Annotated in this window: 28 protein-coding genes; 16 read left to right on the top strand and 12 right to left on the bottom strand. The window is 73.2% G+C overall.

The window, feature by feature from the left end:
• The first annotated feature begins 15 nt into the window (after nucleotides 1–15).
• From DFP74_RS28105 to DFP74_RS28080, 6 genes are all read left to right on the top strand, one after another.
• A complete protein-coding gene (locus tag DFP74_RS28105) occupies nucleotides 16–942 on the top strand; it encodes a phosphatidylinositol mannoside acyltransferase (protein ID WP_121186324.1) in 927 nt (308 codons plus the stop codon).
• A gap of 8 nt (nucleotides 943–950) precedes the next feature.
• Nucleotides 951–2,141: a glycosyltransferase family 4 protein gene (locus DFP74_RS28100; protein ID WP_121188577.1), complete on the top strand. Its 1,191-nt coding sequence runs from the start codon at nucleotides 951–953 to the stop codon at nucleotides 2,139–2,141.
• A gap of 2 nt (nucleotides 2,142–2,143) precedes the next feature.
• Nucleotides 2,144–2,788 carry a hypothetical protein gene (locus DFP74_RS28095; protein WP_233571194.1) on the top strand — a complete coding sequence of 215 codons (645 nt, stop codon included), beginning with the start codon at nucleotides 2,144–2,146 and terminating at the stop codon, nucleotides 2,786–2,788.
• 190 nt (nucleotides 2,789–2,978) lie between these two features.
• Nucleotides 2,979–3,890, top strand: coding sequence for a pyridoxal 5'-phosphate synthase lyase subunit PdxS (gene pdxS, locus DFP74_RS28090; protein WP_121186322.1), 912 nt, complete (start codon nucleotides 2,979–2,981; stop codon nucleotides 3,888–3,890).
• A gap of 70 nt (nucleotides 3,891–3,960) precedes the next feature.
• Nucleotides 3,961–4,569, top strand: coding sequence for a pyridoxal 5'-phosphate synthase glutaminase subunit PdxT (gene pdxT / locus DFP74_RS28085; RefSeq protein ID WP_121186320.1), 609 nt, complete (start codon nucleotides 3,961–3,963; stop codon nucleotides 4,567–4,569).
• Complete coding sequence (locus DFP74_RS28080) at nucleotides 4,566–5,315, top strand: YebC/PmpR family DNA-binding transcriptional regulator (protein ID WP_121186318.1); 750 nt, start codon at nucleotides 4,566–4,568, stop codon at nucleotides 5,313–5,315. The genes pdxT and DFP74_RS28080 overlap by 4 nt, the downstream gene beginning before the upstream one ends.
• A 93-nt stretch (nucleotides 5,316–5,408) precedes the next feature.
• Here the strand turns inward: DFP74_RS28080 and DFP74_RS28075 are convergent, their stop codons facing one another.
• Nucleotides 5,409–6,467 (bottom strand): tartrate dehydrogenase, encoded by a 1,059-nt coding sequence (locus DFP74_RS28075; protein WP_121186316.1) that lies wholly within the window; start codon nucleotides 6,465–6,467, stop codon nucleotides 5,409–5,411.
• Nucleotides 6,468–6,526: 59 nt separating this feature from the next.
• Nucleotides 6,527–7,426: an alpha/beta fold hydrolase gene (locus DFP74_RS28070; RefSeq protein ID WP_121186314.1), complete on the bottom strand. Its 900-nt coding sequence runs from the start codon at nucleotides 7,424–7,426 to the stop codon at nucleotides 6,527–6,529.
• A gap of 127 nt (nucleotides 7,427–7,553) precedes the next feature.
• On the opposite strand from DFP74_RS28070, the gene DFP74_RS28065 reads away from it, so the two are divergent.
• Nucleotides 7,554–8,516: a LysR family transcriptional regulator gene (locus tag DFP74_RS28065; protein ID WP_121186312.1), complete on the top strand. Its 963-nt coding sequence runs from the start codon at nucleotides 7,554–7,556 to the stop codon at nucleotides 8,514–8,516.
• 37 nt (nucleotides 8,517–8,553) lie between these two features.
• Nucleotides 8,554–9,735: a winged helix DNA-binding domain-containing protein gene (locus tag DFP74_RS28060; RefSeq protein ID WP_121186310.1), complete on the top strand. Its 1,182-nt coding sequence runs from the start codon at nucleotides 8,554–8,556 to the stop codon at nucleotides 9,733–9,735.
• 38 nt (nucleotides 9,736–9,773) lie between these two features.
• Here the strand turns inward: DFP74_RS28060 and DFP74_RS28055 are convergent, their stop codons facing one another.
• Nucleotides 9,774–10,148 (bottom strand): hypothetical protein, encoded by a 375-nt coding sequence (locus DFP74_RS28055; RefSeq protein ID WP_233571193.1) that lies wholly within the window; start codon nucleotides 10,146–10,148, stop codon nucleotides 9,774–9,776.
• A gap of 99 nt (nucleotides 10,149–10,247) precedes the next feature.
• Here DFP74_RS28055 and DFP74_RS28050 point away from each other — a divergent pair, with 99 nt between their 5' ends.
• Entirely contained in the window at nucleotides 10,248–10,895 is a 648-nt protein-coding gene (locus tag DFP74_RS28050; protein ID WP_121186306.1) for a hypothetical protein, read from the top strand.
• Between the two features lie 6 nt (nucleotides 10,896–10,901).
• On the opposite strand, the gene DFP74_RS28045 is transcribed toward DFP74_RS28050, so the two are convergent.
• From DFP74_RS28045 to DFP74_RS28025, 5 genes are read right to left on the bottom strand one after another with little or no spacing between them, the layout of a single operon-like run.
• On the bottom strand, nucleotides 10,902–11,327 hold the full coding sequence (locus DFP74_RS28045; protein WP_121186304.1) for a PPOX class F420-dependent oxidoreductase: 426 nt from the start codon (nucleotides 11,325–11,327) through the stop codon (nucleotides 10,902–10,904).
• Nucleotides 11,328–11,336: 9 nt separating this feature from the next.
• Complete coding sequence (locus DFP74_RS28040; RefSeq protein ID WP_121186302.1) at nucleotides 11,337–12,776, bottom strand: adenylosuccinate synthetase; 1,440 nt, start codon at nucleotides 12,774–12,776, stop codon at nucleotides 11,337–11,339.
• The gene (locus tag DFP74_RS28035) at nucleotides 12,773–13,765 is read right to left on the bottom strand and encodes a hypothetical protein (protein WP_121186300.1); all 993 of its coding nucleotides are present in this window, start codon (nucleotides 13,763–13,765) and stop codon (nucleotides 12,773–12,775) included. The genes DFP74_RS28040 and DFP74_RS28035 overlap by 4 nt, the downstream gene beginning before the upstream one ends.
• 60 nt (nucleotides 13,766–13,825) lie before the next feature.
• Nucleotides 13,826–14,917, bottom strand: coding sequence for a J domain-containing protein (locus tag DFP74_RS28030; RefSeq protein WP_370013440.1), 1,092 nt, complete (start codon nucleotides 14,915–14,917; stop codon nucleotides 13,826–13,828).
• 31 nt (nucleotides 14,918–14,948) lie between these two features.
• Entirely contained in the window at nucleotides 14,949–15,776 is an 828-nt protein-coding gene (locus DFP74_RS28025) for an NUDIX domain-containing protein (RefSeq protein WP_121186298.1), read from the bottom strand.
• Nucleotides 15,777–15,953: 177 nt separating this feature from the next.
• On the opposite strand from DFP74_RS28025, the gene DFP74_RS28020 reads away from it, so the two are divergent.
• The 7 genes from DFP74_RS28020 (at nucleotide 15,954) to DFP74_RS27990 (ending at nucleotide 22,847) form a co-directional block, all read left to right on the top strand.
• Nucleotides 15,954–16,334: a TetR/AcrR family transcriptional regulator C-terminal domain-containing protein gene (locus DFP74_RS28020; protein WP_233571192.1), complete on the top strand. Its 381-nt coding sequence runs from the start codon at nucleotides 15,954–15,956 to the stop codon at nucleotides 16,332–16,334.
• 71 nt (nucleotides 16,335–16,405) lie between these two features.
• Complete coding sequence (gene ruvC, locus DFP74_RS28015) at nucleotides 16,406–16,954, top strand: crossover junction endodeoxyribonuclease RuvC (protein ID WP_121188575.1); 549 nt, start codon at nucleotides 16,406–16,408, stop codon at nucleotides 16,952–16,954.
• A gap of 49 nt (nucleotides 16,955–17,003) precedes the next feature.
• Nucleotides 17,004–17,612 (top strand): Holliday junction branch migration protein RuvA, encoded by a 609-nt coding sequence (gene ruvA / locus DFP74_RS28010; RefSeq protein ID WP_121186294.1) that lies wholly within the window; start codon nucleotides 17,004–17,006, stop codon nucleotides 17,610–17,612.
• An 18-nt stretch (nucleotides 17,613–17,630) separates the two neighbouring features.
• Nucleotides 17,631–18,707, top strand: coding sequence for a Holliday junction branch migration DNA helicase RuvB (gene ruvB / locus DFP74_RS28005; protein ID WP_121186292.1), 1,077 nt, complete (start codon nucleotides 17,631–17,633; stop codon nucleotides 18,705–18,707).
• A 266-nt stretch (nucleotides 18,708–18,973) separates the two neighbouring features.
• Nucleotides 18,974–19,339 carry a preprotein translocase subunit YajC gene (gene yajC, locus DFP74_RS28000; protein WP_121186290.1) on the top strand — a complete coding sequence of 122 codons (366 nt, stop codon included), beginning with the start codon at nucleotides 18,974–18,976 and terminating at the stop codon, nucleotides 19,337–19,339.
• Between the two features lie 152 nt (nucleotides 19,340–19,491).
• Nucleotides 19,492–20,040 (top strand): adenine phosphoribosyltransferase, encoded by a 549-nt coding sequence (locus DFP74_RS27995; RefSeq protein ID WP_121186288.1) that lies wholly within the window; start codon nucleotides 19,492–19,494, stop codon nucleotides 20,038–20,040.
• Between the two features lie 629 nt (nucleotides 20,041–20,669).
• A complete protein-coding gene (locus DFP74_RS27990) occupies nucleotides 20,670–22,847 on the top strand; it encodes a bifunctional (p)ppGpp synthetase/guanosine-3',5'-bis(diphosphate) 3'-pyrophosphohydrolase (protein ID WP_121186286.1) in 2,178 nt (725 codons plus the stop codon).
• Nucleotides 22,848–22,903: 56 nt separating this feature from the next.
• On the opposite strand, the gene DFP74_RS27985 is transcribed toward DFP74_RS27990, so the two are convergent.
• From DFP74_RS27985 to DFP74_RS27970, 4 genes are all read right to left on the bottom strand, one after another.
• A complete protein-coding gene (locus tag DFP74_RS27985; RefSeq protein ID WP_121186285.1) occupies nucleotides 22,904–23,371 on the bottom strand; it encodes a nitroreductase/quinone reductase family protein in 468 nt (155 codons plus the stop codon).
• 91 nt (nucleotides 23,372–23,462) lie between these two features.
• Nucleotides 23,463–24,656 (bottom strand): acyl-CoA dehydrogenase family protein, encoded by a 1,194-nt coding sequence (locus DFP74_RS27980; protein ID WP_121186283.1) that lies wholly within the window; start codon nucleotides 24,654–24,656, stop codon nucleotides 23,463–23,465.
• Between the two features lie 94 nt (nucleotides 24,657–24,750).
• Nucleotides 24,751–26,013, bottom strand: coding sequence for a CaiB/BaiF CoA-transferase family protein (locus DFP74_RS27975; protein WP_121186281.1), 1,263 nt, complete (start codon nucleotides 26,011–26,013; stop codon nucleotides 24,751–24,753).
• An 8-nt stretch (nucleotides 26,014–26,021) separates the two neighbouring features.
• The gene (locus tag DFP74_RS27970) at nucleotides 26,022–26,405 is read right to left on the bottom strand and encodes a DUF3870 domain-containing protein (RefSeq protein ID WP_121186279.1); all 384 of its coding nucleotides are present in this window, start codon (nucleotides 26,403–26,405) and stop codon (nucleotides 26,022–26,024) included.
• Nucleotides 26,406–26,456 lie beyond the last annotated feature (51 nt).

Below are 26,456 nucleotides of genomic sequence, written 5' to 3'. Positions count from 1 at the left end.
GGAGGGGGACTCGACGTGGACGAACGCACGGCCGCCCTGGCCTACGCGGCCGGGTGGGCGATGGTCCGCCGCTCGCCAGAGCGCGCGGGCCGGGCGGTGTTCCAGCGCATGGCCGACCGGTCCTGGCGCACGCACGACGGCGCCACCCGGGGCCTGGAGCGCAACCTGCGGCGCCTGCTGGGCCCCAGGGCGACCGACGCCCAGCTGCGCGCGCTCTCCCGCGCGGGCATGCGCTCCTACATGCGCTACTACTACGAGATGTTCCGGCTGCCCGCCATGGACGCCGACCACATCATGCGCCACACCCGCCAGAGCGGTATCGAGGTCCTGGAGGGCCACCTGCGCGCGGGCCGGGGCGTCGTCGCCGCCCTGCCCCACATGGGCAACTGGGACCACGCCGGGGCCTGGATCGCCCTGCGGGGCTCCCACCTGACCACCGTCGCCCAGCGGCTGCGGCCGGAGAGCCTGTTCCAGCAGTTCACCGCCTACCGCGAGTCCCTGGGCATGGAGGTGCTGCCGCTGAGCGGCGGCTCCGGCACCGTCGGCACCCTCGCGCGGCGGTTGCGCGAGGGCGGGCTGGTGTGCCTGCTCGCCGACCGCGACATCAACGGCGGCGGCCCGGAGGTCGACTTCTTCGGGGAGAAGGCGCGCATGCCCTCCGGCCCGGCGTCCCTGGCCCTGAACACCGGCGCCGCGCTCATGCCCGTCTCCCTCTGGTACGACGGCCCGTACTGGAACATCCGCGTCCACGACGAGATCCCCGTCGCCCCCGGCGTCCACCGGACCCAGCGCGTCCAGGACACCACCCAGGCGCTCGCGCACGTGTTCCAGGACGCGATCGCCGAGCACCCCGAGGACTGGCACATGCTCCAGACGGTGTTCAGCGCCGACCACGACGCCGACCGGGCGCGGGACCTCGAACGGATCGAACGGAGAGGGTGAGCGTGGGCATGCGCGTCGGCCTCGTCTGCCCCTACTCCTGGGACGTTCCGGGCGGTGTCCAACAGCACGTCGGCGACCTCGCCGACGCGCTCGCCGCCATGGGCCACGAGGTGTCGGTGCTGGCGCCCGTGGGCGACACCGACGCCGCGCTGCCGGAGTACCTCGTACCCGCGGGGCGTCCCGTGCCACTGCCCTACAACGGGTCGGTCGCCCGCGTGGCCTTCGGGCCGCGCACCGCCGCCCGGGTCCGGCGGTGGATCGCCGAGGGCGGCTTCGACCTGCTGCACATCCACGAACCCGCCGCGCCCAGCGTCTCGCTGCTGGCCTGCTGGGCCGCCGACGGGCCCCTGGTGGCCACGTTCCACACCTCCAACCCGCGCTCGCGGGCCATGGCGGTGGGCTCGGGCGCGCTGCGCTCGGCGATGGAGAAGATCAACGGGCGCATCGCCGTGTCCGAGGCGGCCCGCCGCACCCTGGTCGAGCACCTGGGCGGCGACGCCGTCCTCATCCCCAACGGCGTGGCCGCCGACGCGTTCGCCCGGGCCGAGCCCCTGCCGGACTGGCCGGGGCAGGGCGGTTCCATCGGCTTCCTGGGCCGGGTGGACGAGCCCCGCAAGGGCCTGGCCACCCTGGCGCGCGCCTTCGTCCGCCTGGCCGAGGACCGCCCCGGACTGCGGCTCATGGTGGCGGGGCCGGGCGACCCGGAGGCCGCGCTGGACGTGGTGCCCGACCACCTGCGCCCGCGCGTGGTCGTGCTCGGACGCCTCAGCGAGGCCGACCGGGTCCGCGCCTACCACTCCACCGACGTCTTCTGCGCGCCCAACCTCGGCGGCGAGAGCTTCGGGATCGTGCTCACCGAGGCGATGGCCGCCGGCGCCGCCATCGTCGCCAGCGACATCCCCGCCTTCGCCGCCGTCCTCGACGGCGGGGGAGCGGGGGAGCTGTTCGCCGTCGGCGACCCCGACGACCTCGCCGCCCGTGCCGGGGCGCTGCTGGACGACGGCGTCCGCCGCGCCGAGCTGTCCGCGGCCGCGCGGCTGGCGGTGCGCCCCTACGACTGGGCGACCGTCGCCGCCGACGTCGTGCGCGTGTACGAGACCGTCCTGATGTGGGACGGCACCGGCCACGGCCACCCGTCCGGCGTCCGCCTGGACACCGGGCCCAGCGCCACCGCGCTGCTGCGCCGAGGGCAGGTGTGACCGTGCTCGTCCTGACCGCCTCCCTCACCGCCGTGGTCCTGGCCGCGCTCGCGCTGAGCGTGTACCTGTCCTGGCGCGCCACCCGGCTGCACCGGCTCCACGTGCGCGTGGACATCGCGCGGGCCGCGCTGGAGGAGGCCCTGCGCCGGCGCGGAGCGGCGGTGCTGGACCTGGTGGCGGCCCGGGTGCGCGCGGCCGACGATCCGGCCGCCGGCGACCGCGGCCCGGTCCCGGCGCCGGTCGAGGAGCTGATGGCCGCGGCCACCGCCGCGCTCGCCGCGCACGGGACGGGGCACGGGGAGCCCGGCCGCGGTGTGGTGCGCCAGGCGGACCACGAACTCGCGGAGAGCCGGCTGTCCCGGGCCCTGCGAGCCGCCATGGAGCCCGACGGCGCCCGGGGGGCACCGGTCGCGGCGCCCTCCGAGGAGGTGCGGGAGCGCCTGGCCGCGGTGGTGGCCGCCGCCAGGAGCGTCCAGCTGGCGCGCACGTTCTACAACGACGCCGTCTCCGACACCCGCCGAGCGCGCCGGTCACGCCCGGTGCGCCTGTTCCGCCTCGCGGGCACGGCCGCCCTCCCGGACTACTTCGACATGGACGACCAGGCGCCGCGCACGCCCGCCTCCATGGTCGAACCGGACACCCTGTAAGGGCAGGACCCGCGAAAACACCGATCTGGCCAAACCACCCCGGAGGGTGAGGAACTACCATGGGGGCCTGGTAGACCCCAGGGCGCGCGCCCCGACGGCGTCCGCGCGCCCCCCGCGCGAGACCCGCGCCGCCGCCAGGGGGACCACCACAACTCTGCGCACAACTCAGACGGGACGGGAGTCCACCACCGTGGCCACCAACGCATCGAACCCCACCGACAACGCCGTCGGTACACAGCGCGTCAAGCGCGGCATGGCCGAACAGCTCAAGAACGGCGTCATCATGGACGTCGTCAACGCCGAGCAGGCCAAGATCGCCGAGGACGCCGGTGCCGTCGCGGTCATGGCCCTGGAGCGGGTCCCCGCCGACATCCGCAAGGACGGCGGTGTCGCCCGCATGTCCGACCCGGACATGATCGACGGCATCGTCGAGGCGGTCTCCATTCCGGTCATGGCCAAGGTCCGCATCGGACACTTCGTCGAGGCCCAGGTCCTGGAGTCCCTGGGCGTCGACTTCATCGACGAGTCCGAGGTCCTCACGCCCGCCGACGAGGCGTACCACATCGACAAGTGGGCGTTCACCGTCCCGTTCGTGTGCGGTGCGACCAACATCGGCGAGGCCCTGCGCCGCATCGCCGAGGGCGCGGCCATGATCCGCTCCAAGGGCGAGGCCGGTACCGGCAACGTCGTCGAGGCCACGCGCCACATGCGCTCGATCCGCTCCGAGATCAAGCGCCTGGGCACCCTGGACGAGGCGGAGCTCTTCGGCGCCGCCAAGGAGCTGCGCGCCCCCTACGAGGTCGTCAAGGAGGTCGCGGCCCTGGGCAAGCTCCCCGTGCCGCTGTTCTCCGCGGGAGGCGTGGCCACCCCGGCGGACGCGGCGCTCATGCGCCAACTGGGCGCCGAGAGCGTCTTCGTCGGCTCGGGCATCTTCAAGTCCGGCGACCCGGCCCGCCGTGCCGACGCCATCGTCCAGGCCACCCTGCACTACGAGGACCCCGCGGTCATCGCGCGCGTCTCGCGCGGGCTGGGCGAGGCCATGGTGGGCATCAACCTGGACGACCTGGCCGAGTCCGAGCGTTACGCCGGTCGCGGCTGGTAGCGGATCCGCCGCCGGCGCGGCCCGTGCGTCCCGCGCCGGCACACACTCCTGAACACGATTGAGGCCGTTCTTGACCGTCAGACCCACCATCGGCGTCCTCGCCCTGCAGGGCGACGTCGCCGAGCACCTGCACGTGCTCGACCAGTTGGACGTGCACGCCGTCAAGGTGCTCGGCCCCGACCACCTCGACACCGTCGACGCCCTGGTCCTGCCCGGTGGCGAGTCCACCACCATGTCCAAGCTCGCGCTGCGCTACGGGTTGATGGAGCCGCTGCGCAAGCGCGTCGCGTCGGGCATGCCGGCCTACGGCACGTGCGCGGGCATGATCATGCTGGCCGACCGCCTGCTGGGGGGCATCGCCGACCAGGAGACGATCGGCGGCATCGACATGACCGTCCGGCGCAACGCCTTCGGCCGCCAGACGGAGTCCTTCGAGGCCGGAGTGGACATCGAGGGGGTGGGCGCGGAGCCGTTCGACGCCGTGTTCATCCGGGCGCCGTGGGTGGAGTCGGTGGGGCCCGAGGTCAGGATTCTCGGGAGCGTCCCCGGTCCCGACGAGGCCGGTAGGATCGTCGCCGTACGACAGGGCGGCCTGATGGCCACGTCCTTCCATCCCGAACTGACCGGCGACGCGCGCATCCACCGCCTCTTCGTCGACATCGTGAAAGGACAAGCATGAGCGGCCACTCCAAGTGGGCCACCACCAAGCACAAGAAAGCCGTCATCGATGCCAAGCGCGGCAAGCTCTTCGCCAAGCTGATCAAGAACATCGAGGTGGCCGCGCGTACCGGTGGTGGGGACCCCGACGGGAACCCGACGCTCTACGACGCCATCCAGAAGGCGCGCAAGAACTCCGTGCCCCAGGACAACATCGAGCGCGCCCGCAAGCGCGGTTCCGGTGAGGAGGCCGGCGGCGCGGAGTGGCAGACCATCATGTACGAGGGCTACGCCCCCGGCGGTGTGGCGATGCTGGTGGAGTGCCTGACCGACAACCGCAACCGCGCCGCCTCCGAGGTGCGCGTGGCGGTGACGCGCAACGGTGGCAACATGGCCGACGCCGGCTCGGTGTCCTACATGTTCAACCGCAAGGGCGTCGTCATCGTGCCCAAGGAGGGCACGACCGAGGACGACGTGACGATGGCGGTGCTGGAGGCGGGCGCCGAGGACGTCGAGGACCTCGGTGAGGCGTTCGAGATCGTGTGCGAGGCCACCGACCTGGTGCCGGTGCGCACGGCGCTCCAGGAGGCGGGCATCGACTACGAGTCCGCCGAGTCCAGCTTCCTGCCGACCATGGAGGTCCCGGTCGACGCCGAGACCGCCAAGAAGGTCCTGCGGGTCGTCGACGCGCTGGAGGACTCCGACGACGTCCAGAACGTCTTCACCAACGCCGACATCCCCGACGAGGTCATGGCCGAGATCGGCTGAGTCCCCGTTCCCACGACGCCGGTGGCCGCGACCCGCGGGGTCGCGGCCACCGGCGTCGGCGCACCAGGGCGCGGGCCCGGCCCGCGGTCGCGGTCAGGGCAGGCGCCGCAGGAGCTCGTCGGTGAAGTCCTTGGTACCGGCGTCGCCGCCCAGGTCGCGGGTGCGCACGCCCGAGGTGGCCAGGACCTCGCGCACGGCCGCCATGACCTGGGCGCCCGCCTCCGGCCGGCCGAGGTGGTCGAGCATCATCGCCGCCGACCAGATCGCCCCCAGCGGGTTGGCCGTGCCCTGCCCGGCGATGTCGGGGGCCGAGCCGTGCACGGGTTCGAACATCGAGGGGTACTCGCCCTCGGGGTTGAGGTTGGCCGAGGGCGCGATGCCGATACCGCCGGCCACGGCCGCCGCGAGGTCGCTGAGGATGTCGCCGAACAGGTTGGAGCCGACGATGACGTCGAAGCGGGCCGGGTCGAGCACGATCTTGGCCGCCAGGGCGTCGATGTGCTCCTGGTCCCAGGTGACGCCCGGATGGTCGGCGGCGCGCTCGGCGACCAGCTGGTCCCAGAACGGCATGGTGTGCACGATGCCGTTGGACTTGGTGGCCGAGGTCAGGCGGCCGCCGCGGCGTCCGGCCAGCTCGAAGGCGTAGTCGAGGATCCGCTCCACGCCCGCCCGGGTGAACACGGATTCCTGCACGGCCGCCTCCTGCGGGAAGCCGCGGTGGATCCGGCCGCCGATCTCGGAGTACTCGCCCTCGCTGTTCTCCCGCACCACCACGAAGTCCACCTCGCCGGGCCGTGCGCGGGAGACCGGGCTGGGCACGCCCTCCAGGACGGTGATGGGGCGCAGGTTGACGTACTGGCGGAACGTGCGGCGGATGGGGATGAGCAGGCCCCACAGGGACACGTGGTCGGGCACTCCGGGGTAGCCCACGGCGCCGAGCAGGATCGCGTCGTGGTGGCGGATCCGGTCGAGGCCGTCCTCGGGCATCATGGCGCCGGTGGCGAGATAGCGCTCGCACGACCAGTCGAAGGCGTCGTAGGCGAACGCGAACCCGTGGTGGGCGGCGACCCGGTCCAGGACGGCGCGGGCGGCGGGAAGGACCTCCGTGCCGATGCCGTCGCCGGGGATCATCGCGACGCGGTACTGCTGCATGGGGACTCCAGTCGGGGCGTGGTGGCGGTTCGGGGACGCGGGCGGGGAGCCGGGGGGAGTCAGGTCGCGGCGGCGGTCGCGCGCAGGAAGGCGCCCAGGTGCTCGGCGGTGGCCTCGGGGGCCTCCTCCGGCACGTAGTGGTCGCAGGGCAGGGCGTGGCCCCGGACATCGGCGGCGTACTCCGCCCAGGCCGCGGGCACGTCGTAGTGCCGGCCCACGAAGCCGTGCTCGCCCCACAGCAGGAGGACCGGGCACCGGAGCCGGCGGTCGGCGTCGGCCCGGTCGTGTTCGAGGTCGATCGTGGCCGCGGCCCGGTAGTCCTCGCAGGAGGCATGGACGGCCGCCGGATCGGAGAAGCAGCGGACGTACTCGTCCACGGCCTCGGGGGCGAAGGGCGTTCCGCCGTGGTGGCGCACGTTCATCCGGGTGCGCAGCCAGAACTCCGGGTCCTGGCCGATGAGGTGCTCGGGGACGCCGTGGTCCGCGGCGAGGAAGAACCAGTGGTAGTAGCCCCGCCCGAACGCGGTGTCGGCGTGCTCGAAGGTGTAGCGGGTCGGCACGATGTCCAGGGCGGCGAACGCGGTGACCGCCTCGGGGTGGTCCAGGGCCAGGCGGTGCCCGACCCGGGCGCCCCGGTCGTGGCCGACCACGGCGAACCGGTCGAACCCCAGCTCGCGCATGACGAGGTACTGGTCGCGGGCCATCGCCCGCTTGGCGTAGGCGGCGTGGTCGGGACCGGAGGCGGGCTTGCCGCTGTCCCCGTACCCCCGCAGGTCGGTGAGCACCACGGTGAACCCGGCGGCCAGGACCGGGGCCACGTGGTGCCAGATGAGGTGGGTCTGCGGGTAGCCGTGCAGCAGGAGCACGGGCGGTCCGTGTCCGGCGGCGCGCACGTGGATGGACACGCCCTCGGCGTCGATGGTCCGGGTGGTGAACTCGTCGGGCAGGAGTCGGTTCATGGCCCCGATCCCATCAGGCCGGCCGGTCCGGCGTCCAAGTCCGGTCGGCGATCACACTGACAGGCGTGGCCTATCAGGCGGCCGACCTGGCGGGGCGGATCCAGGGAACGCGTCCTAGGCTGGCGGGATGGACGTGCGACAGCTGGAGTACTTCCTGGCCGTGGTGGACCACGGCGGGTTCCACCGTGCCGCCGCGGCCCTGTACGTGGCACAGCCGTCGCTGTCGCAGTCGGTCCGCGCGCTGGAGCGCGACCTGGGCGCGGAGCTGTTCCACCGCATCGGGCGCCGGGTGGTGCTCACCGAGGCCGGGACCGCGTTGGTCGAACCCGCGCGCGAGGCGGTGCGCGGGCTGGACCTGGCCCGGGCCGCCGTGGAGTCCGTGCACGGGTTGCGCGGCGGCCGGGTGGACGTCGCCGCCCTGCCCACCCAGGCGATCGAGCCGCTGACCTCCATGGTGAGCGGTTTCGCCGCGCGGTTCCCGCGGGTGTCGGTGACGCTGCGGGCGGCCTTCTCCGTCCGCGACATCGTCGGGATGGTCCGCACGGGCGCCTGCGAGCTGGGGCTGGTGGCGACGTCCGGACCGCTGGTCACGGCCGACGTGCGGGTCCACCCCCTCGGTCAGCAGCGGTTCGTGCTGCTGGCGCCGCCCGGAGGCCCCTTCACTGCGGGGGAGACCGTGAGCAGGGAGAGCCTGGAGGGCTCCCGGGTGATCGTGGGCCAGGAGGGGTCGGGCATGCGCCGGTTCGTCGACCGGCTGCGGGAGTCGGGGGTCGGGTTCGAGATCGCGGTGGAGACCGAGCACCGGGTGTCCATCCTGCCCCTGGTGCTGGGCGGCGCCGGGGTCGCGGTCGTGACCGACGCCTGGCGCGGCCTCGCCGAACGGGCGGGCGTGCTGGTGCTCGAACTCGACCCCACCGACGCGCTGGACGTGGCCCTGGTGAGCCGACGGGGCCCGCTCACCCCGGCGGCGCGGGCCTTCCTCGACCACGCCCTCGCGCCGACCTCCCAGGGCCCGACCGGCCCGTCCCGCCCGCCCGCGGCGCCCCCTACGTCCGCCGCGGGAGCGGGAGATGTCGGCACGGACGCGTAGTCTGCGCTCGCGAGAGCGTTCGACCCCGGGAGGCCGCATGACCAGCGCACGTGCGCACGTGAGTGACGACGAGCGCCGTGCGCGCCTGGTCCGGCGGCACCTGTTGGCCCCGGGCCTGCGTGCGGACGCGGTCGAGGACGTGGCCGCGGCCCTGGTCGCGCTGCACGCCACCGACCCGGCCACCGTCTACCTCGCCGTGCGTGCCCGGATGGCCGCGCCGACCGTCGCCGAGGTCGAGCGGGCGCTCTACGACGAGCGCACCCTGCACCGGATGATGGCGATGCGCCGCACGATGTTCGTGGTCCCCGACCACCTGGCGCACCTCGTCCACGAGTCCGCCGGGCGCGCCATCGCGGCCAGGGAGCGCAAGGGCGGCCAGAAGTTCCTCCAGGACGAGCTCGGGTGGACGGCCGAGCGCTACGCCGAGACCGAGACCGCCGTGCTCGCCGCCCTGCGGGAGAGGGGCGAGGCCACCGCCGCGGAGCTGGGCGAGGCCGTGCCCGAGATCGCCGAGCGGATCGTCGTCGCTCGGGGCAAGCGCTATGAGTCGAGTCAGGCGGCGTCGGCCCGCCTGCTGCGCACGCTCGCCGCCGAGCGCCGCATCCTGCGCGGGCGACCGCGCGGCTCCTGGACCTCCGCGCAGTTCCGGTGGTCAGCGGCGCCGGAGGGCGAGGACGCGCCGCGCCTGGACGAGGCGGCGGCCAGGGCCGAGCTGGCCCGCCACTACCTGGCCCGGTTCGGCCCGGCCACGCTCGAGGACGTCAAGTGGTGGACGGGCTGGACGGTGACCGCCACCCGCCGCGCGATCGCCGACGCGGGAGCCCGGGAGGCCGACCTGGACACGGGCACGGGGTACCTCCTCGCCGGCGACGACGCGGAGGAGGCCGAGACGGATCCCGCGGCCGCTCTGCTGCCGGCCCTGGACCCCACGGCCATGGGCTGGCGCGGCCGGGACTTCTACCTCGACCCCGACCACGTGCCCGCGCTCTTCGACCGCAACGGCAACATCGGACCCACGGTCTGGTGGAACGGGCGCGTCGTCGGCGCCTGGGCCGTGCGCAAGGACGGCGAGGTCGTGTGGCGGGCGCTGACCGACATCGGCGGCCAGGGACGCTCGGCGGTCGAAGCCGAGGCCGCGCGCCTGGCGCAGTGGCTCGGGGACACCCGCGTCACCCCGTCCTTCGGTACCCCGCTGGAACGGGAACTGGCCGCGGGGTGAGCCCGGACCCGGGCGGGGCCGTGAGGGCGGCCCCCGCTTCACCGGGTCGGCATGCCTCCGTGCGGACTGTTGACCACCAACGGCACGGATCCTTCCGCGAGGTAGAAGTGCCCGGGGTAGTAGTCGATGTGGAGATGGCCTCCGTCCTCGGCGGAGGCCATGTCGCGGATCATGTCCGCGAGCACCGCCCTCCCCGCGGCGTCACCACTGATCACCAGGATCCGCCGCGCGGAATCGAGGTGGATGAGAACCCCGGGGCCGGGCGTCCTCTCGACCTCGACCCCCGCCAGGGCGCCGGCGGTCGGCGCCCTGGCGCCGAGCAGCCCTTCGCCCTTGGCCACCGCGTCCGCCAGACGGCGCAGCTCTAGCGCCGACGCCTTCAGATCCACTTCGTCGCACGCGGTGTCACTCATGAGTATCACTGGCGGTACTCCCTCAAGGCCGGACTCCCATGATGCCGGCCGGCCGGCGAACGCCATCGGGCACCGCGGATCTCCTTCTATGCTCCGGCCATGTCCGTTCACACACGCACCTACCGCGACGGCGACGGCGAGCGCGTCTTCGGCACCAGACGCTCCGCGTTCATCCGCAACGGGGACACCTACTACCTCACCGATCTGGTGGTCTACGCCGACGGGCTGATCGACTGCTGGGGCCTGGCCACGGTGGACGAGTTCGCGCGGAAGCTGCGCTCCGGCCGGGTCGCCACCGAGTTCGAGGAGGGCGCCCGGGCGTCGCTCCACGGCGTGGGCTCCTGGCGGTTCGCCGATCCTCGCTCCTCCACCGACGCCGAGTCCCTGCTGGGCGAGATCCGGGACGAGATCGACGGGCTCAACGGCCGACCCGACTCCGGCGACCGCTGCCGGGCCGCGCTGGAGGCCTTCCTGGACGACTCCTCCGAGGACCGCCGCGCCGACCTGCGCGCGGCCTATCTGGCGATCCCGCGGACGCGACGCGCGTTCGTCGTGGGCGACATGGACAACAAGGACCGCCCCGTGCGGATCCTGGCGGCCGGGGTCGGCGGCACACTGCCGGACGGCGGCGGCCCCTTCGACGAGAGGGACCACGCCGGGGCGCCGGCCCACTTCGAGCGTGAACGCCAGGCGGGGGCGCGTCTGTTCGGAGGACCTGTTCGCGGGGAGCGGCCCAGGACGTCGTGAGCGGCCTCAGGCGGTCATGTCGAGTTCGGCGATGACCTTGGTGGGGCGGATCCGCACCACCAGCTCTCCCGGGACGCCGTTGCGCCGGCCGAACTCCTCGGCCCGGTCCGCGCCCATGTAGCGGGCGGCGATGTCGGTCGCCGTCCGCAGCAGGTCGTCGGGGTCCTCCGAGACCTCGGCCCGGCCCTGGACCTGGACGAACGCGAACGGCGGCTCCTCCAGGTCGACGCTCATCGCCACCCGCGGGTCACGCAGGATCGACCGGCCCTTGGCCGTGGTGCCGCCGGTGTTGAAGACGATGGCGCCGTCCTCCACGATGAACCAGACCGGCGCCACGAGCGGGCGCCCGTCCGAGGCCGTGAAGGCGAGCTTGCCGGTACGCGTGCCGTGGAGGAGGAAGTCGCGAACCTGGGGATCGGTGATGGAAGCCATGGGCCCACGCTAGTTCGGCCGTGTCGGCGCACGCCGCGTGACACGCCCGCGACGCGGGCCCCGTCCCGGTCCGCGCCCCCGCGACCCGGACACGCGGGCGTCGGCGCGGGTCGGCCCGCCGAACTCCGCCTCCAGGGGCAGTCCGAGGGCCCGGCCGATCGCGCCACCGAGGTCGTCGTCGGGGATCGCCGCCAGCACGGGACGGACCCGCAGCAGCGCCCGGGTCAGCCGCTCCTGGCGCTCCAGATCCGGGGAGGCCTCGGGGACGAGGTGCAGCGCCGTCCCGTCGGGGTTGGCGTAGGCGGTGCACCACAGGGGCCGGCCGTCGGTCGCTTCGACCGCGTCGGCCGTGCCGCTCCCGTCCGCGGGCCCGGCCCCGGCGAACGCGTCCGTGTGGGTGACCACCAGCGAGTCGACGCCGCCGGTGGCCGCCAGCGCGTACCGGTGCGCCACGAGGTCCAGGTGGCCGATCCGGAACGGCCCCTGCCACGGGTGGGTCCCGTTGTGCGGTTCGGGCAGGAGCGACCCCAGCGCCGGGTCCTCGGTCACCAGGGGCCCGGCGCCGTGGCGCGTGGTGTAGGTGCGCACGACCCCGATCCGTCGTGCCTGCCCGGGCCGGCCGGCCTCGGCCAGCAGCGCCAGCGGGTTGGCCGTGGTCGTCGTGGACCAGGTGGTGTAGGGGTGGAATCCGTGCCACTCGTCCAAGAGCACGCCCTGGGCCCCCTCGAACACCACCGGGGCCGAGGCGAGCAGGTGCGGCAGGTGGGCCTCGTCCACCAATCGCACCCGCTGCGCGAACGCCGCGTAGGCCGACACGCACTCCTCCAGGTCCGGGGAGCCGGCGGTGCCGTCCGGACCGGCCTCGCCCGACGGATGGTCGCCGAGCCGGTCACGCAGGTGGTCGGCCAGCAGGCGCAGCTTGCGGCGCAGGCGGGCCGGGTGCGCGCAGTCGCCCGCGGTCGGGGCGTCCCCGGGGTGGGCGAGGGCGTAGGCCATGGTCTCGCCCACCCCCATCCCGCACGACCCGTGGCGATCGGAGCCCCGGGCGCGTTCACGGGCCCGGTTGGCCGCCTGGTGCCAGGGGGTGCTGATGAGCGCCCGCCGGTCCACGGTGACCAGGGCGAACGGGTCGGCGATCCCGAGCTCCGCCAGGTGCCGCGCCTCCGCGGCCAGCGCGAACGGGTCCACCACCGCCAGCCGTGACAGGTGGGTGGGCACCGGCCCGCCCGGAGCCAGGGTCCCCGATCCGAACTGGGAGAACGTGTGGTGCCGTCCGTCGGGTGTGACCACGTTGTGCGCGGCCTGCGCGCCGCCGTTGGCGCGCACGACGGCGCCGTAGCGCCGCCGTGCGCACAACAGGTCGACGGTCACGCCCTTGCCGGCGTCGCCGAAGCCGAGGTCGACGACGATCGCGTGCTCGTCGGCCCGCGGACCGGATGTCCGGCTCACAGCCGGTCCACCCCGCCGGCGGCGTCGCCGGTCAGACCGTCGGGCGACTCGGAGACCACGATCGACCCGCGCGCTCGCGAGAGCGGGCGCAGCGCCTTGCCGACCACGTCGCCGGCGTCGGATCCCGCCGAGGCGATGTCCTCCAGACCCTGTGCCAGGTCGACGGCCTCCTCTCCCATCCCGATGGTGACCGCGATCGTCTCGGACACCGCCTCCAGGTCGTCCAGGTAGATGACGTTCTGCCCCAGGTGGGTGTCCCAGAAGCCGCGCACGTCCTCGTTGCCGAAGTGGGCGCTTCCGGTCGGCATGATGAAGAAGACCTCGAATCGGCGCTGGAGCTCGGCGAGGATCATCGGGAACGCGACGTTCTCGCGGGTGTCGTCGCCGATGACCTCGCGCACCTCCCGCGCCTTGACCGCGCCGTAGGCCATCTCGTCGCCGATGACGAACAGGTAGCCCTTGCGTCCGCGCTTGTCCAGGCAGTCCATCGCGGTGTGCCGGGCCATGAAGTACATGGCCAGCTCGTAGGACTCGGTGACCTGTCCGCCGCCACCGCCCTCCAGCAGGATGTTGCCGAGGTCGTCCTCCAGCTCGTTGCCGGACTCGAACTGTCCGACCTGGAGCGGGGCGCGGTCGCAGGTGGCGTCGCCGATCCCGCCGAACAGGATCTGCGGGTGCTCCACGTAGCCCTTGCGCAGCAGCAGGCCGAACAGGTCCGGCAGCTTCTTCTGCAGGAGCCGGGGCACGCGCCCCATGGAGCCGGTGACGTCGAAGAGCACCGAGACGGCCAGCGACTCGGGGTGGGCGTCGGAGTCGCGGCTCTCACGGACGGTGACGCCGTGCGGGTCCAGCGAGGGGTGCACCTTCCACTTGTCGCGGGGCAGGGACGAGGCCACGTCGTCGGTGTAGGCGAAGCTGCTGGATCCGGCGGCGGCGTTGTAGGCCGCGCGGGCGTGGTAGGCGTCGGTGGACCAGTTGCTGCTTCCCATGGGAAGTCTCCTTGCGTTTCTGTGAGTGGGTCTCCGGCCGCGGGGCGGCCGGTGGCGGGGTCAGGCGGGCATGTGGAAGGGGCGGAACCGGCGCGGGCCGAACACTCGCTCCAGCGCCTCGTCGAGTTCGGTCAGGAGCCGGATGCCGTCGGAGGGCCTGCGCTGGGGCTGGGCCAGGGTGCAGCCGAGGGCGAACGCCTTCAGCGGGCGGGGCAGGCGACCGGCCGTCACGTGCTCGATGCACCGGGTCGCCATGTGGATGTCGGTGGCGGGCACGGCGGGTGCGCGGTCCAGCACCTCCCTGGGGTACAGGTCCTTGCGGTGGGCCACCATCGCCGGGATGTGCGGCGCGGTGTGGGCGGCGACCGAGGTCACCGAGTAGCACCAGTCCACGAGCACCAGGCCGTGTGCCTCGGGGTGGATCAGCACGTGTTCGGGCACCACGGCGCCGTGCACCACCCCGGCCCGGCTCGCGCTCCCGACCGCGATCAGCAGGCGCCGCCACATCCACGCCGCGTCGCGGGGGTCGATCCCGTCGGGGTGGGCGCGGCGGACGTCGGCCAGGCTGTGGAACCCGCGCAGCCGGGCGAGCACGCTGCCGCGCCGTTCCACACCGGTGGCGGCGTCGCGGTGGCGGATCTGCTCGATGAGTTCGGGGTGGAACGCGCGGGCCCGCTCGGGCACCCGCTCCCGCAGGCGGCGCAGGGCGTTCGCCTCGGCGTTCATGAGGTCGTTGTCGTGGTGCGAGCGCGGCAGTTTGACCACCGCCTCCCGCCAGGTTCCGCCGTCCCGGTAGCGGGCGCCGTGCAGGTCGGCGATGTCCCCGGCGGCCAGCGGGTCGGCGCCCCGGCGCAGGTGGTAGGTGTGCCTCTTCGCGGTGAGGGTGATCTCGTCCAGGCCCAGGTCGCCCTCGGCGGTGGCGCGGTAGGCGGACCAGAGGCCGGTCAGCCTGGCGAAGGCCCTGGTGGCCTCCGCCGTGCGGCCCTCGGGCGCGCGGTCGGGGTGGAGCAGGCGGGCCAGGCGCCGGTAGGCGGCGGTGGCGGCCGGGGGCAGGGGAGAGCCGTCGCGCGGCAGGGGACCGAACAGGGCCATGGGGTAGTCGGACATGTCCAGTTCCCCCAGAGCGGTGTCGAAGTCGTCGGCGGTGTTCACGTGCTGCCTCCGTGGGCGCGCAGGGGAGGGGTCAGGGGGCGCCGCGCAGCAGCGGCGGGTGCAGGAACGCGGCGCCGCCGGGCCGGTACAGCCGGGCGCGGCGGCCGCCACCGGAGCCGCCCCGGTCGGCCAGGCGGCCGGTGTCCTCGACGAACCCGGGGGTGGCGAGGATCTTGCGGTGGAAGTTGGCTCCGTGCAGCGCACGCCCCCACACGGCCTCGTAGACCTCGCGCAGGGCGGTGATCGTGAACTCGGGGGGCAGGAAGGCGGTGGCCAGCGCCGTGTACTCCAGTTTGGAGCGGGCGCGCTCGACCGCGTCGGCGACGATGCGCCCGTGGTCGAAGGCGAGTTCGATGTCGCCGCGGTCGCCGTCGTCTCCGCCGTCGCCGTCGTCGCCGTCGTCTCCGCCGTCGCCGTGGCCGAGCGCGGACCACGGGATCCACGCGGCCCCGGCGGTCTCGGGGTCGGGCAGGCCGGGGGCCAGGAGCACGTAGGCCACGGAGATCACGCGCATGCGGGGATCGCGGTCGAGCGCGCCGTAGGTGCCCAGTTGCTCGAGGTGGAGCTCCGTGGGCAGCGGGGTCTTCTCCGCCAGCACGCGCAGGGCGGCGTCGGGAAGGTCGGGGTCGGCGGGACCGTCCGGTCCGTCCTGGGCCCGGACGAACCCGCCGGGCAGGGCCCACCAGCCGAGCTGCGGGCGCGCGGGGCGGCGCATCAACAGCACGTGGGGGGCGCCGGCGCGGATGGTGAGGGCGACGACGTCCACGGTGACCGCGGCCGGTGCGTAGGAACCGGGGTCGTACTCGTCCAGGAAGCGGCGTTCGCCGTCGTCCTGCCGTGGTGTGCGTTCGCCGGTCACGTACGCCTCCAGTTGCTCTCAGAGTGAGTTTTTCTCTTTCAGAGATCAACCTAGCACCGGAGCGGGGTCCCGTCCATCCCTTTTCGGTGCGTCGTCGACGGGCGGTCGCAGGAGGTGCCAGGCCATGGCGGCGAACCAGGCCGTGTAGACGGTGAGGTCGACCCGCTGCCACAGGCCGTGGAACGCCCCCGCGTCGGCGAGGCGCAGCGTGACGACGATCGTCACGAGTGCCAGTACGGCCGTGGCCGCGGAGTACGCGGCCCACGGGCGTGCGCCCGGCGCGGCGGCGCCCTGATCGACCACTACGTCGTCGGGTCGGTCCTGCAGCGGCAGGCCGACCGCCGGCGCCACGAGGACGAGGGCGCCACGCCCCCCGAGCACCTGTCCGAGGAACAGCGCGCCGCGCTCACGGCGGGAACGCCGACCCTGGCCGCCGCGCTGCGGGAGGGCGGTGACCCCGACGGCGACGACGCCTTCGAGGAGGCTCTGGGCATGATCGCCCACGGCATCGCGCCCGAATCACCGCCAGTAGAGCCCCGGCAGGGCCGACACGCCTAGGGTGGCGGGCGGCGGGGGTCGGAGGCCGCCGCTAGCATGGTGCGAACGGACGTTCGAGAAGGGTGGCGCAGGTGCGCGTGGTGGGGATCGACCCAGGGCTCACTCGGTGCGGTGTCGGCGCCGTCGAAGGCGCCATCGGCCGCCCGTTGACCCTGCTCGGGGCCGACGCCGTCCGGACCAGTCCCGACGACGACCTCCCCCAGCGCCTCGTGGCCATCGAACGCGGCATCGACGCCTGGCTCGACCTCCACCGGCCCGACGCCGTGGCCGTCGAGCGCGTCTTCGCCCAGCACAACCTGAGCACGGTCATGGGCACCGCCCAGGCCAGCGGCATCGCCCTGGTCTGCGCCGCCCGGCGCGGGCTGCCCGTCGCCCTGCACACCCCCAGCGAGGCCAAGGCCGCCATCACCGGCAGCGGACGCGCCGACAAGGCGCAGGTCGGACACATGGTCGCGCGTATCCTCAGACTCGACTCACCCCCCAAGCCCGCCGACGCGGCCGACGCCGTCGCCCTCGCCATCTGCCACATCTGGCGCGGCGGAGCCCAGGCCCGGGTGGCCCAGGCACAGCAGGACTTCGCCCGCAAGGTCGAACTGGCCCGCCAGGCGCGGGGCCGGTGACACCCGTCCCCAGGAAGGAGACGGGCGCCCCCTCGGGCGCCCTCACGCCATGATCGCGTTCCTCACCGGCCGGGTGGCCGCACGCGGCGCGGGTACCGCCGTCATCGATGTCGGCGGTGTCGGCATGTCCGTCCAGTGCACCCCCTCCGCCCTGTCGCGGCTGCACGTGGGCGAGACCGGCACCGTCGCCACCAGCCTCGTCGTCCGCGAGGAGTCCCTGACGCTGTTCGGGTTCGCCGACGACGAGGAGAAGCACATGTTCGAGCAGGTCCAGACGGCCTCCGGCGTCGGACCCCGGCTGGCGCTGGCCATGATGTCGGTGCACAGCCCGGCGAGCCTGCGCCACGCGGTGGCCACCGAGGACACCGCCGCCCTGACACGGGTGCCGGGGATCGGGAAGAAGGGCGCCCAGCGCATCGTGCTGGAGCTGGCGGGCAAGCTCGAGGGCCCCATCGTCACCGACGGCACCCTGCCCGGCACGGCCGAGCCCGCCGCCGACGACGCCTGGCGCGGGCAGGTGGTCTCCGGCCTGGTCAACCTCGGCTGGTCGGCCAAGGACGCCGAGACCGCCGCCTCGGCCGTGGCCGCCGAGGCCGAGAACACCGCAGACGTCGCCGTCCTGCTGCGCAGCGCCCTGCGCAAGCTCAGCCGCGCCTAACGAGGGAGACTGGCCCCCATGGAACCAACGGACGAGCCGTCGGCCTACGACCGCGAGGCCGTCTCACCCGACGCGCACGGTGACGAGCGGCAGATCGAGGTCGCGCTGCGCCCCCGGGCGCTGACCGAGTTCGTCGGGCAGGAGCGCGTGCGCGAACAGCTCTCCCTGGTCCTGCACAGCGCCCAGCGGCGGGGCCGCGCCCCCGACCACATCCTGATGTCCGGCGGTCCCGGGCTGGGCAAGACCACCCTGGCCATGATCATCGCCGCCGAACTGGGCGCGCCCCTGCGGATCACGTCCGGGCCGGCCATCGAGCGCTCCGGCGACCTGGCCGCCGTGCTCTCCACCCTCCAGGAGGGCGAGGTCCTGTTCCTGGACGAGATCCACCGGATGGCCCGCCCCGCCGAGGAGATGCTCTACGTCGCCATGGAGGACTTCCGGGTCGACGTGGTGGTCGGCAAGGGCCCCGGCGCCACCGCGATCCCCATCGAGATCGCGCCCTTCACCCTGGTCGGCGCCACCACCCGGGCCGGGATGCTGCCAGCGCCCCTGCGCGACCGCTTCGGCTTCACCGCGCACATGGACTTCTACCGGCCCGACGAGCTGGAACTGATCCTGCACCGCTCGGCCGGCCTGCTCGGCGCGCCCATCGAGGACGACGCCGCCCGCGAGATCGCCGGCCGTTCCCGCGGCACGCCGCGGATCGCCAACCGGCTGCTGCGCCGCGTGCGCGACTACGCCGAGGTGCGCGGCGACGGCCGGCTCACCCTGGAGACCGCGCGGGCCGCGCTGCGCCTCTACGAGGTCGACGAACTGGGCATGGACCGCCTCGACCGCGCCATCCTCGACGTCCTGCTGCGCCGCTTCCGCGGCGGGCCCGTGGGACTGTCCACACTGGCGGTGTCGGTGGGGGAGGAGGCCGAGACCGTCGAGGTGGTCGCCGAACCCTTCCTCGTCCGCTCCGGCTTCCTGGCCCGCACCCCGCGCGGGCGCGTGGCCACCCCGCAGGCGTGGGCGCACATGGGGCTGACCCCGCCGCCGGACGCCGCCTTCGGCGCGGCCGCGGCCAGTGCCAACGGCGCGGCCCGGCCCTGAGCCGCGATCGTTAACACACCGATCTCGGCCGGTGGGCGGACGGTGATCGGCGCCACGTAAGCTGGGGCCTGCCAACCGACGCGGGGGCTCCGCTCCGCGCACCCGCGGATGTCGTTCAGCACTCGCGGAACGTGTCGGGCCCGTCGAACGTTACAGGTGACGGGTGCGACCCGGGATGATCCCGGGTGGCATGCTCAAGGTGGTCGGCGCGGTGTCCCAACCGGAATCCGTCGGCCACACGACGAAACGTCAGGAAGGACGCCCCCGTGCAGGGCATTTACAATCTCGCCGCCGAAGGAGAGCCCACGGGCGGGCTGCTCTCCATGATCCTGCCGTTCCTGCTCATCCTGGTGGTCTTCTGGCTGCTGTTCTGGCGGCCGAACCAGAAGCGGCGCCAGATGGAGACCCAGATGCAGTCGGCACTCGTGCCCGGCGTCGAGGTCATGACCAAGGCGGGCATCTTCGCCACGGTCGTGGAGATCCACGAGACCGACGTGCTGCTGGAGATCTCTCCCGGCACCCGGATCCGGATGCTCAAGGCCGGTATCGGTGAGGTCATCACCCCGGCGGCCGACGACACCCCGGTGGAGGACCGCCCCGACTTCGGCGACGACGACAAGCCCCAGAGCTGATCCCGCCCGGTCCCCTCGGGGACCGCGCCCGGCAGGGTCGGTCGCGTCCGACCCTCCGACGGCCCACAGACTTCGGTACCGGCCCCCGCTCGGGGGCCGGTACCGCCGTGTTCGGCCCCACTCGCATCCGATTCCCACCGCAGAGGTCCCGCATGCCCACCGACACCGCCGACGCCGTACCGGATCTGGAACTCATCCAGGCCGGCATCCGAGACGTGCCCGACTTCCCCAAGCCCGGCATCCTGTTCAAGGACATCACTCCGCTGCTCAACGACCGGCGCGCGCTCGCCGCCACCGTGGCCGGACTGGCCGGGCCCTTCCGCGACGCCGGGGTCGACCACGTCATCGGACTGGAGGCGCGCGGCTTCATCTTCGGGGCCCCCGTCGCCATGGAGCTGGGCGCGGGCTTCGTCCCGGCGCGCAAAGCCGGGAAACTGCCCTCACGGACCATCGGCCAGGCCTATGATCTGGAGTACGGGACCGCGACCGTCGAAATCCACGCTGACGCGCTCCACCCCGGCAGCCGTGTGCTCATCGTCGACGACGTCCTCGCGACCGGAGGCACCGGCAGGGCCGCGGTGGAACTCGTCCGCAAAGCGGGTGGTACGGTCGTGGGATTCTCGGTCCTGATGGAACTCGCCGCGCTCCAGGGACGCGAGAAGCTGCCCGACGTGGAGCCGCACTGCCTCCTCTCGGTCTGAAACCGACGATCCGCGTTCCACCCTTCGCGCCCCACGGGGAATGGGGAGGGGGTCCGCCATCGTTGACCTACTCCTACACTGGGGGTCACACTCCAGGTGACACGCGTCACACGGGGTCATGTGGGGGTCGTCGGACCGCGACCGGGAGCACGGGACCGCCGCCTCGCGCGAGCGCGGGGACGATCCGTGGGGGAGACACCGCGGCGGCCACGTCGGAGACTGGCCCTTGACGACACGCACGTGTACCGGTGGAGCCGGGCGACGTCGCCATCGACGTCGACGACGCCGCGCGACCGGACGGACCGCGGGAGGTAGGCATGCCAAGCGAAGTGGCTTCGACCGGGGCCGTGTCGGCGAGCGGATCGTGGCCGGAGGCCTCCGGCTCCCCACGCCCGGACGTGCCGGCAGGGCAGACCGACGAGACCCGTGCACCGGCGCGAACCGACCGGACACGTGTGTCGGCGAGCGAAAGACCACAGGGGGACCGCCCGGAGGGCGCCGCGACCGATGCGGCGCCCTCCGACGTCTCTGGGACGGGGGGCCCGACGGCGGCCGCTCCGTCCACCACGCCCTCCACAGTGCGGGTCCGCAGGCGGCTCGCCCGACTCGGCGCCCAGCGGGGAGTAACGATGAACCCGGTGCTCGAACCACTGATCAAGACCGTGCGCGCCACCCATCCGAAGGTGGACGTGCGGCTGATCGAGCGTGCCTACGAGGTCGCCGCGCACCACCACCGCGACCAGAAGCGCAAGAGCGGCGACCCCTACATCACGCACCCGCTCGCGGTGGCGACGATCCTGGCGGAACTGGGCATGCAGGAGGCCACGCTGGCCGCCGCCCTGCTCCACGACACCGTCGAGGACACCGAGTACTCCCTGGACGAGCTGCGCGCGGACTTCAGCGACGAGATCGCCGAGCTCGTCGACGGCGTCACCAAGCTGGACAAGGTCAAGTACGGCGAGGCCACCCAGGCCGAGACCGTCCGCAAGATGGTCGTGGCCATGGCCCGCGACATCCGCGTCCTGGTCATCAAGCTGTGCGACCGCCTGCACAACATGCGCACCCTGCGGTACCTGCCCTCGATGGCCAAACGTGAGAAGAAGGCCCGCGAGACGCTGGAGATCTTCGCCCCCCTCGCCCACCGGTTGGGCATGAACACCATCAAGTGGGAGCTGGAGGACCTGGCCTTCGCCACCCTCTACCCCAAGCGCTTCGACGAGATCGCCCGCCTGGTGTCCGAACGCGCCCCCCGGCGCGACGTCTACCTCCAGGAGGTCATCGAGGCGGTATCGGCGGACCTGCGCGAGTCCAAGCTCAAGGCGACCGTGCGCGGGCGGCCCAAGCACTACTACTCGATCTACCAGAAGATGATCGCCCGCAACTGCGGCTTCGACGAGATCTACGACCTCATAGCCGTACGGGTCCTGGTGGACAGCGTCCGCGACTGCTACGCGGCCCTGGGAACCATCCACGCTCGGTGGAACCCCGTGCCGGGGCGGTTCAAGGACTACATCGCGATGCCCAAGTTCAACATGTACCAGTCGCTGCACACGACGGTCATCGGCCCCTCGGGCAACCCGGTGGAGCTGCAGATCCGTACCCGCGCCATGCACCGCCGCGCCGAGTACGGCATCGCCGCCCACTGGAAGTACAAGGAGGACCGCTCCAGCGGCTCCGAGCCCAAGGCCAAGGGCACCAACGACATGCAGTGGCTGCGCCAGCTCATCGACTGGCAGCAGGAGACCAAGGACCCGGGCGAGTTCCTGGAGTCGCTGCGCTTCGACCTGTCGGTGCAGGAGGTGTTCGTCTTCACCCCGCAGGGCGACGTCATCTCGCTGCCCCAGGGCGCCACCGCCGTGGACTTCGCCTACGCCGTGCACACCGAGGTGGGCCACCGCACGGTCGGCGCGCGCATCAACGGCCGCCTGGTACCGCTGGAGAACGAACTGCACAACGGTGAGGCCGTGGAGATCCTCACCTCCAAGGACCCCGACGCCGGCCCCAGCCGCGACTGGCTGAACTTCGTCAAGAGCGCCCGCGCCCGCAACAAGATCCGGCACTGGTTCACCAAGGAGCGCCGCGAGGCCGCGATCGAGCAGGGCAAGGACGAGATCGCCAAGGTCATGCGCAAGCAGGAACTCCCGGTCAAGCGCATGTTCAGCGGTGAGGCGCTCATCGCCCTGGCCAGCGACCTGCGCTACGCGGACGTGGACTCGCTGTACGCGGCGGTGGGCGAGCACCAGGTGAGCGCGCAGAACGTGGTGTCCAAGCTGGTGGACTCCATGGGCGGGCTGGAGAGCCACACCGAGGACATCGCCGAGTCCGCCCTACCGGGCCGGACGGCGGTCCGCCGGGCCAAGCCCGGCAACCCGGGCGTGGTGGTCGAGGGCGACGCCGACGTGTGGGTCCGGCTGTCCAAGTGCTGTACCCCCGTGCCCGGGGACGACATCGTCGGATTCGTCACCCGTGGCAACGGTGTGTCCGTGCACCGGGCGGACTGCGTGAACGCCGCGACGCTGGACACCGAGCGCATGGTCGATGTGCAGTGGCGGCCGACCGAGGACTCGATGTTCCTCGTGGCGCTGCAGGTGGAGGCCCTGGACCGGTCCCGGCTGCTGTCCGACATCACCCGGGTCCTGTCCGACCAGCACGTGAACATCCTGTCCGCGACCGTGCAGACCAGCCGCGACCGCGTGGCCCAGAGCCGGTTCACCTTCGAGATGGCCGATCCCGCCCACCTGGGCAGCGTGCTGCGGTCCGTCCGCGGCGTCGACGGGGTCTACGACGTCTACCGCGTGCGCAACTGAGGCGTCGGTCCCGGCACGCGAGCGGGTGCCGGGACCGACGCGGTCGCCGACCCGGATCAGATCCGGATCGTGGTGGAGCGCACGATCGCGAAGACCGGATGCCGGTCGGCCTCCTCCGCGAACGCCTCGGCCGGCGCCTCCGGCGGGGTCTCGAAGTACGGTCCCACCATGGCCGCCCTCGGGTGCTGCAGATACTCCCTCAGCAGGGGAGCCGCCTCCTCGGGTTCCAGCTCCCGGACACTGATCAGCTCGATCCAGCCCCCTTGGCGCAGAGTGGCGAAACCGTCCTTGCGCAGGTTGCGCACCCAGTCGACCTCCCCGAAGGGGGCGACCAGGAAGCGGCCGCGCTCACTGTCCAGGACGCTGATCGGGATGGTGCGCAGGAACCCGGACTTGCGCCCCCGCGTGGTGAGCAGGTGCATCTCGGGCGGGCACGCCCCGTACTTGACGAAGTTGCCGATGACGGCATTGGCCGTACGCCGCAACCGCGTCATCTCGAACCGCTTCGTCGGTTCGTTGACCATCTCTGCAACCCTCTCGATCGGATGCCTCCATTGTGAAGGGTCGGGGCGGGCCACCGCACCCCGGTTACCCGTGGCGGTGGCCCGAACGCTCCTACCGGAAGGCGGAGAGACCCGTGACCGCCTGCCCGATGCTCAGGGCGTGGATCTCCTCGGTGCCCTCGTAGGTGGCGACCGTCTCCAGGTTCACCATGTGCCGCATCACCGGGTACTCCAGCGTGATGCCGTTGGCGCCGTGCACCGAGCGGGCGGCGGCGGCCACCCGCTGGGCGGCGGCCACGCAGGAGTACTTGCCGAAGCTGACGTGGTTGTGGTGGCACTCGCCGGCGTCCTTGAGCCGGCCGATCCGCAGCGCCGTCATGTTCGCGTGGTTGACGTCCACGACCATGTCGGCGAGCTTGCGCTGGGTGAGCTGGAAGCCGGCGATGGGCCGACCGAACTGCTCGCGGGTGAGCCCGTACTCCAGCGCCGCCTCGTAGCAGGCGCGCGCGGCCCCGGCCGCGCCCCACACGATGCCGTAGCGGGCCTCGTTCAGGCAGGACAGGGGCGAGCCCAGGCCCTTGGACAGGGGCAGCACGGCCTCGCCGGGCAGCCGCACGTCCTCCAGCACCAGCTCGGCGGTGATCGAGGCGCGCAGGGACAGCTTCTTGTGGATGACGTTGGCGGTGAAGCCGGCGGTGCCGGTGGGGACCACGAAACCGCGGATGCCGTCGTCGGTAACGGCCCACACCACGGCCACGTCGGCGACGGAGCCGTTGGTGATCCACATCTTGGTGCCGTTGAGCACCCAGTCGGAGCCGTCGCGGCGGGCGCGGGTGCGCATGGAGCCGGGGTCGGAGCCGGAGTCGGGTTCGGTCAGGCCGAAGCAGCCGATGGCCTCGCCGGCGGCCATGCGCGGCAGCCACTCCTGCTTGTGCTCCTCCGAGCCGTACTTGTGGATGGCGGCCATGGCCAGGGAGCCCTCCACGGACACGAAGCTGCGCAGGCCGGAGTCGACCGCCTCCAGCTCGCGGCAGGCCAGCCCGTAGGCGACCGCGCTGGAGCCGCCGCAGCCGTAGCCCTCCAGATGCATGCCCAGCACACCGAGGTCGCCGAAGGCCTTGGCCAGCCCGCGGGGATCGGGCAGCGTCCCGGCCTCGAACCAGTCGGCCACGTTCGGCGCCAGCTCGCGGGTGGCGAAGCTCCGCACGGCGTCGCGGACATCGCGTTCGGTGTCGGAGAGGGTGGCGTCCACGGCCAGGAAGTCGTGCGGGTCCGGGGCTGCGGGTCGGCGCTGGGAGTCGCTCATCGGTGGGTGTCCCTTCGTGGTGCGGTCGGCCCGGCGGGCCGGTGGGTCTCGTGCGGGGCGGGCGTTCGGGGCCGCGGCGGCCCGTCGGGGCCGGTCACAGGTCCGCCTGCTGGACGGCGCCGCGCTTGACCATGGCGTCGACGCGCTCGGTGCTCACGCCGAGCTCGTCCAGGAGTTCGCGGGAGTGCTGGCCCAGCAGCGGCGGCGCGGTCAGCGGAGGGGGAGACCCCTCCAGCCGGAAGCCGGCCCGGACCTGCTCCAGCAGCCCGGCGGTGGGGTGTTCCACGGTGCGCAGGACGTCGTCACCGGTGGCGTCGGCGGTGCGCAGGGCGTCGAGCACGCCGCGCACGCGGCCGACCGGGACGCCCGCCTCCACCAGGACGGCCATCCAGTGGTCGGCGCCGCGCGAGGCCAGGGTGGCGGTCAGCGCCCCGACCAGCTCCTCGCGGTGCGCGACGCGCCCCCGGTTGGTCGCGTAGCGCGGGTCCTCGGCCAGGTCGGCCCGGTCGATCGCGGCGCACAGCCTGCGGTAGAGCGCGTCGTTGCCGGCGGCCACGACGATGTCCGCGTCGGCGGTCGGGAAGACCTGGTAGGGCACGATCGTGGTGTGCGCGTTGCCGACCCGGGCCGGCTCCTCCCCCGTGATCAGGGCCTGCTGGGTGAGGTTGACCAGGCCCGACAGGGTCGAGTTGATGAGGGACACGCTGACGTCCTCGCCCACGCCCGTGGCGCGGGCCCGCATCAGCGCGCCGAGGATGCCCACGGCGGCGTTCAGGCCGGTGAGGACGTCGGTCAGGGCCACGCCCACCTTGCTCGCCGGTCCCTCCGCCGGGCCGGTGGTGGCCATGAGCCCGCTCTCGGCCTGCACGACGATGTCGAACCCCGGCCGGCCGGCGGGTTCGTGTTCCGGCCCGAACCCGCTCACCGAGCAGTAGACGACCGCCGGGTTGCGGGCCTGCACGGCTCCGTAGCCCAGGCCGAGCCGTTCGGCGACCCCGGGCCGGAAGTTCTGCACGACGACGTCGCTGGAGGCGCACAGGTCCTGCACGGCGGCGAGGCCGTCGGGGTCCTTCAGGTCCACCGCCAGGCTGCGCTTGTTGCGGTTGACCGAGAGGAAGTAGGCGGCCTCCCCGGGCGGCGCGTCCGGCGAGCCGGGGGCGCCCCCGGCCGGACCGGCCCACGGCGGGCCCCAGGCGCGGGTGTCGTCGCCGCGTCCGGGCTGCTCGACCTTGACCACCTCCGCGCCCATGTCGGCGAGGAGCATCGTGGCGTAGGGCCCGGCCAGGACCCGGGACAGGTCGGCCACGCGCACGCCCGCCAGGGGCAGCGGCGCGGTACGGGATGGGGTGTCGGTCACGGGCGTGGTCACTCCTTGGCGTCGGGGTCGCCGGGCAGCTGGTCGCCGTCCCGCATCTGGTAGTAGGTCTCCAGGCAGCGGCGCAGGGCGGTGGTCAGCGCGGCGCCGGACTGGCCCGCGTACCGGGTCTGTACCCGCCGCACGATCTCGGCGATGTCCTCGGTCACCGAGGCGCCCTCGACCAGGGCGCGGAAGAAGTCCTTGGCCAGGTCGGTCAGCAGGGTGGTGTCCGCGGCGACGATCCGGCCGTCGGAGCTGTCGACCGCGAGGACGACGCCGAGCCGCTGGTACTGGGAGTGGCTCGCCACCGAGTCGGGCAGACGGGCGTAGCCGGAGATCAGAACGACCCTGGGGTCGCGGAACAACTGCTGCATTCGGTCGTCGCCGTGCAACGGACTCACCTCTCGCTCGCGGGCAGGCATGCGAAAACTCCAACGCTCTGG

The organism is Nocardiopsis sp. Huas11, from assembly GCF_003634495.1.
In the GTDB taxonomy this organism is placed as follows: Bacteria; Actinomycetota; Actinomycetes; order Streptosporangiales; family Streptosporangiaceae; genus Nocardiopsis.
Note: the sequence above shows the minus strand (reverse complement) of the source record. Positions and strands in the feature narration are given on the sequence as shown.

Excerpts from the sequence above, each read along its gene's own strand:
- DFP74_RS28100 (WP_121188577.1), top strand. The coding sequence starts at position 951 with ATGCGCGTCGGCCTCGTCTGCCCCTACTCCTGGGACGTTCCGGGCGGT.
- DFP74_RS28080 (WP_121186318.1), top strand. The coding sequence starts at position 4,566 with ATGAGCGGCCACTCCAAGTGGGCCACCACCAAGCACAAGAAAGCCGTC.
- DFP74_RS28075 (WP_121186316.1), bottom strand. The coding sequence starts at position 6,467 with ATGCAGCAGTACCGCGTCGCGATGATCCCCGGCGACGGCATCGGCACG.
- DFP74_RS28070 (WP_121186314.1), bottom strand. The coding sequence starts at position 7,426 with ATGAACCGACTCCTGCCCGACGAGTTCACCACCCGGACCATCGACGCC.
- DFP74_RS28065 (WP_121186312.1), top strand. The coding sequence starts at position 7,554 with ATGGACGTGCGACAGCTGGAGTACTTCCTGGCCGTGGTGGACCACGGC.
- DFP74_RS28060 (WP_121186310.1), top strand. The coding sequence starts at position 8,554 with ATGACCAGCGCACGTGCGCACGTGAGTGACGACGAGCGCCGTGCGCGC.
- DFP74_RS28055 (WP_233571193.1), bottom strand. The coding sequence starts at position 10,148 with ATGAGTGACACCGCGTGCGACGAAGTGGATCTGAAGGCGTCGGCGCTA.
- DFP74_RS28050 (WP_121186306.1), top strand. The coding sequence starts at position 10,248 with ATGTCCGTTCACACACGCACCTACCGCGACGGCGACGGCGAGCGCGTC.
- DFP74_RS28045 (WP_121186304.1), bottom strand. The coding sequence starts at position 11,327 with ATGGCTTCCATCACCGATCCCCAGGTTCGCGACTTCCTCCTCCACGGC.
- DFP74_RS28035 (WP_121186300.1), bottom strand. The coding sequence starts at position 13,765 with ATGGGAAGCAGCAACTGGTCCACCGACGCCTACCACGCCCGCGCGGCC.
- ruvA (WP_121186294.1), top strand. The coding sequence starts at position 17,004 with ATGATCGCGTTCCTCACCGGCCGGGTGGCCGCACGCGGCGCGGGTACC.
- ruvB (WP_121186292.1), top strand. The coding sequence starts at position 17,631 with ATGGAACCAACGGACGAGCCGTCGGCCTACGACCGCGAGGCCGTCTCA.
- DFP74_RS27995 (WP_121186288.1), top strand. The coding sequence starts at position 19,492 with ATGCCCACCGACACCGCCGACGCCGTACCGGATCTGGAACTCATCCAG.
- DFP74_RS27990 (WP_121186286.1), top strand. The coding sequence starts at position 20,670 with ATGAACCCGGTGCTCGAACCACTGATCAAGACCGTGCGCGCCACCCAT.
- DFP74_RS27985 (WP_121186285.1), bottom strand. The coding sequence starts at position 23,371 with ATGGTCAACGAACCGACGAAGCGGTTCGAGATGACGCGGTTGCGGCGT.
- DFP74_RS27980 (WP_121186283.1), bottom strand. The coding sequence starts at position 24,656 with ATGAGCGACTCCCAGCGCCGACCCGCAGCCCCGGACCCGCACGACTTC.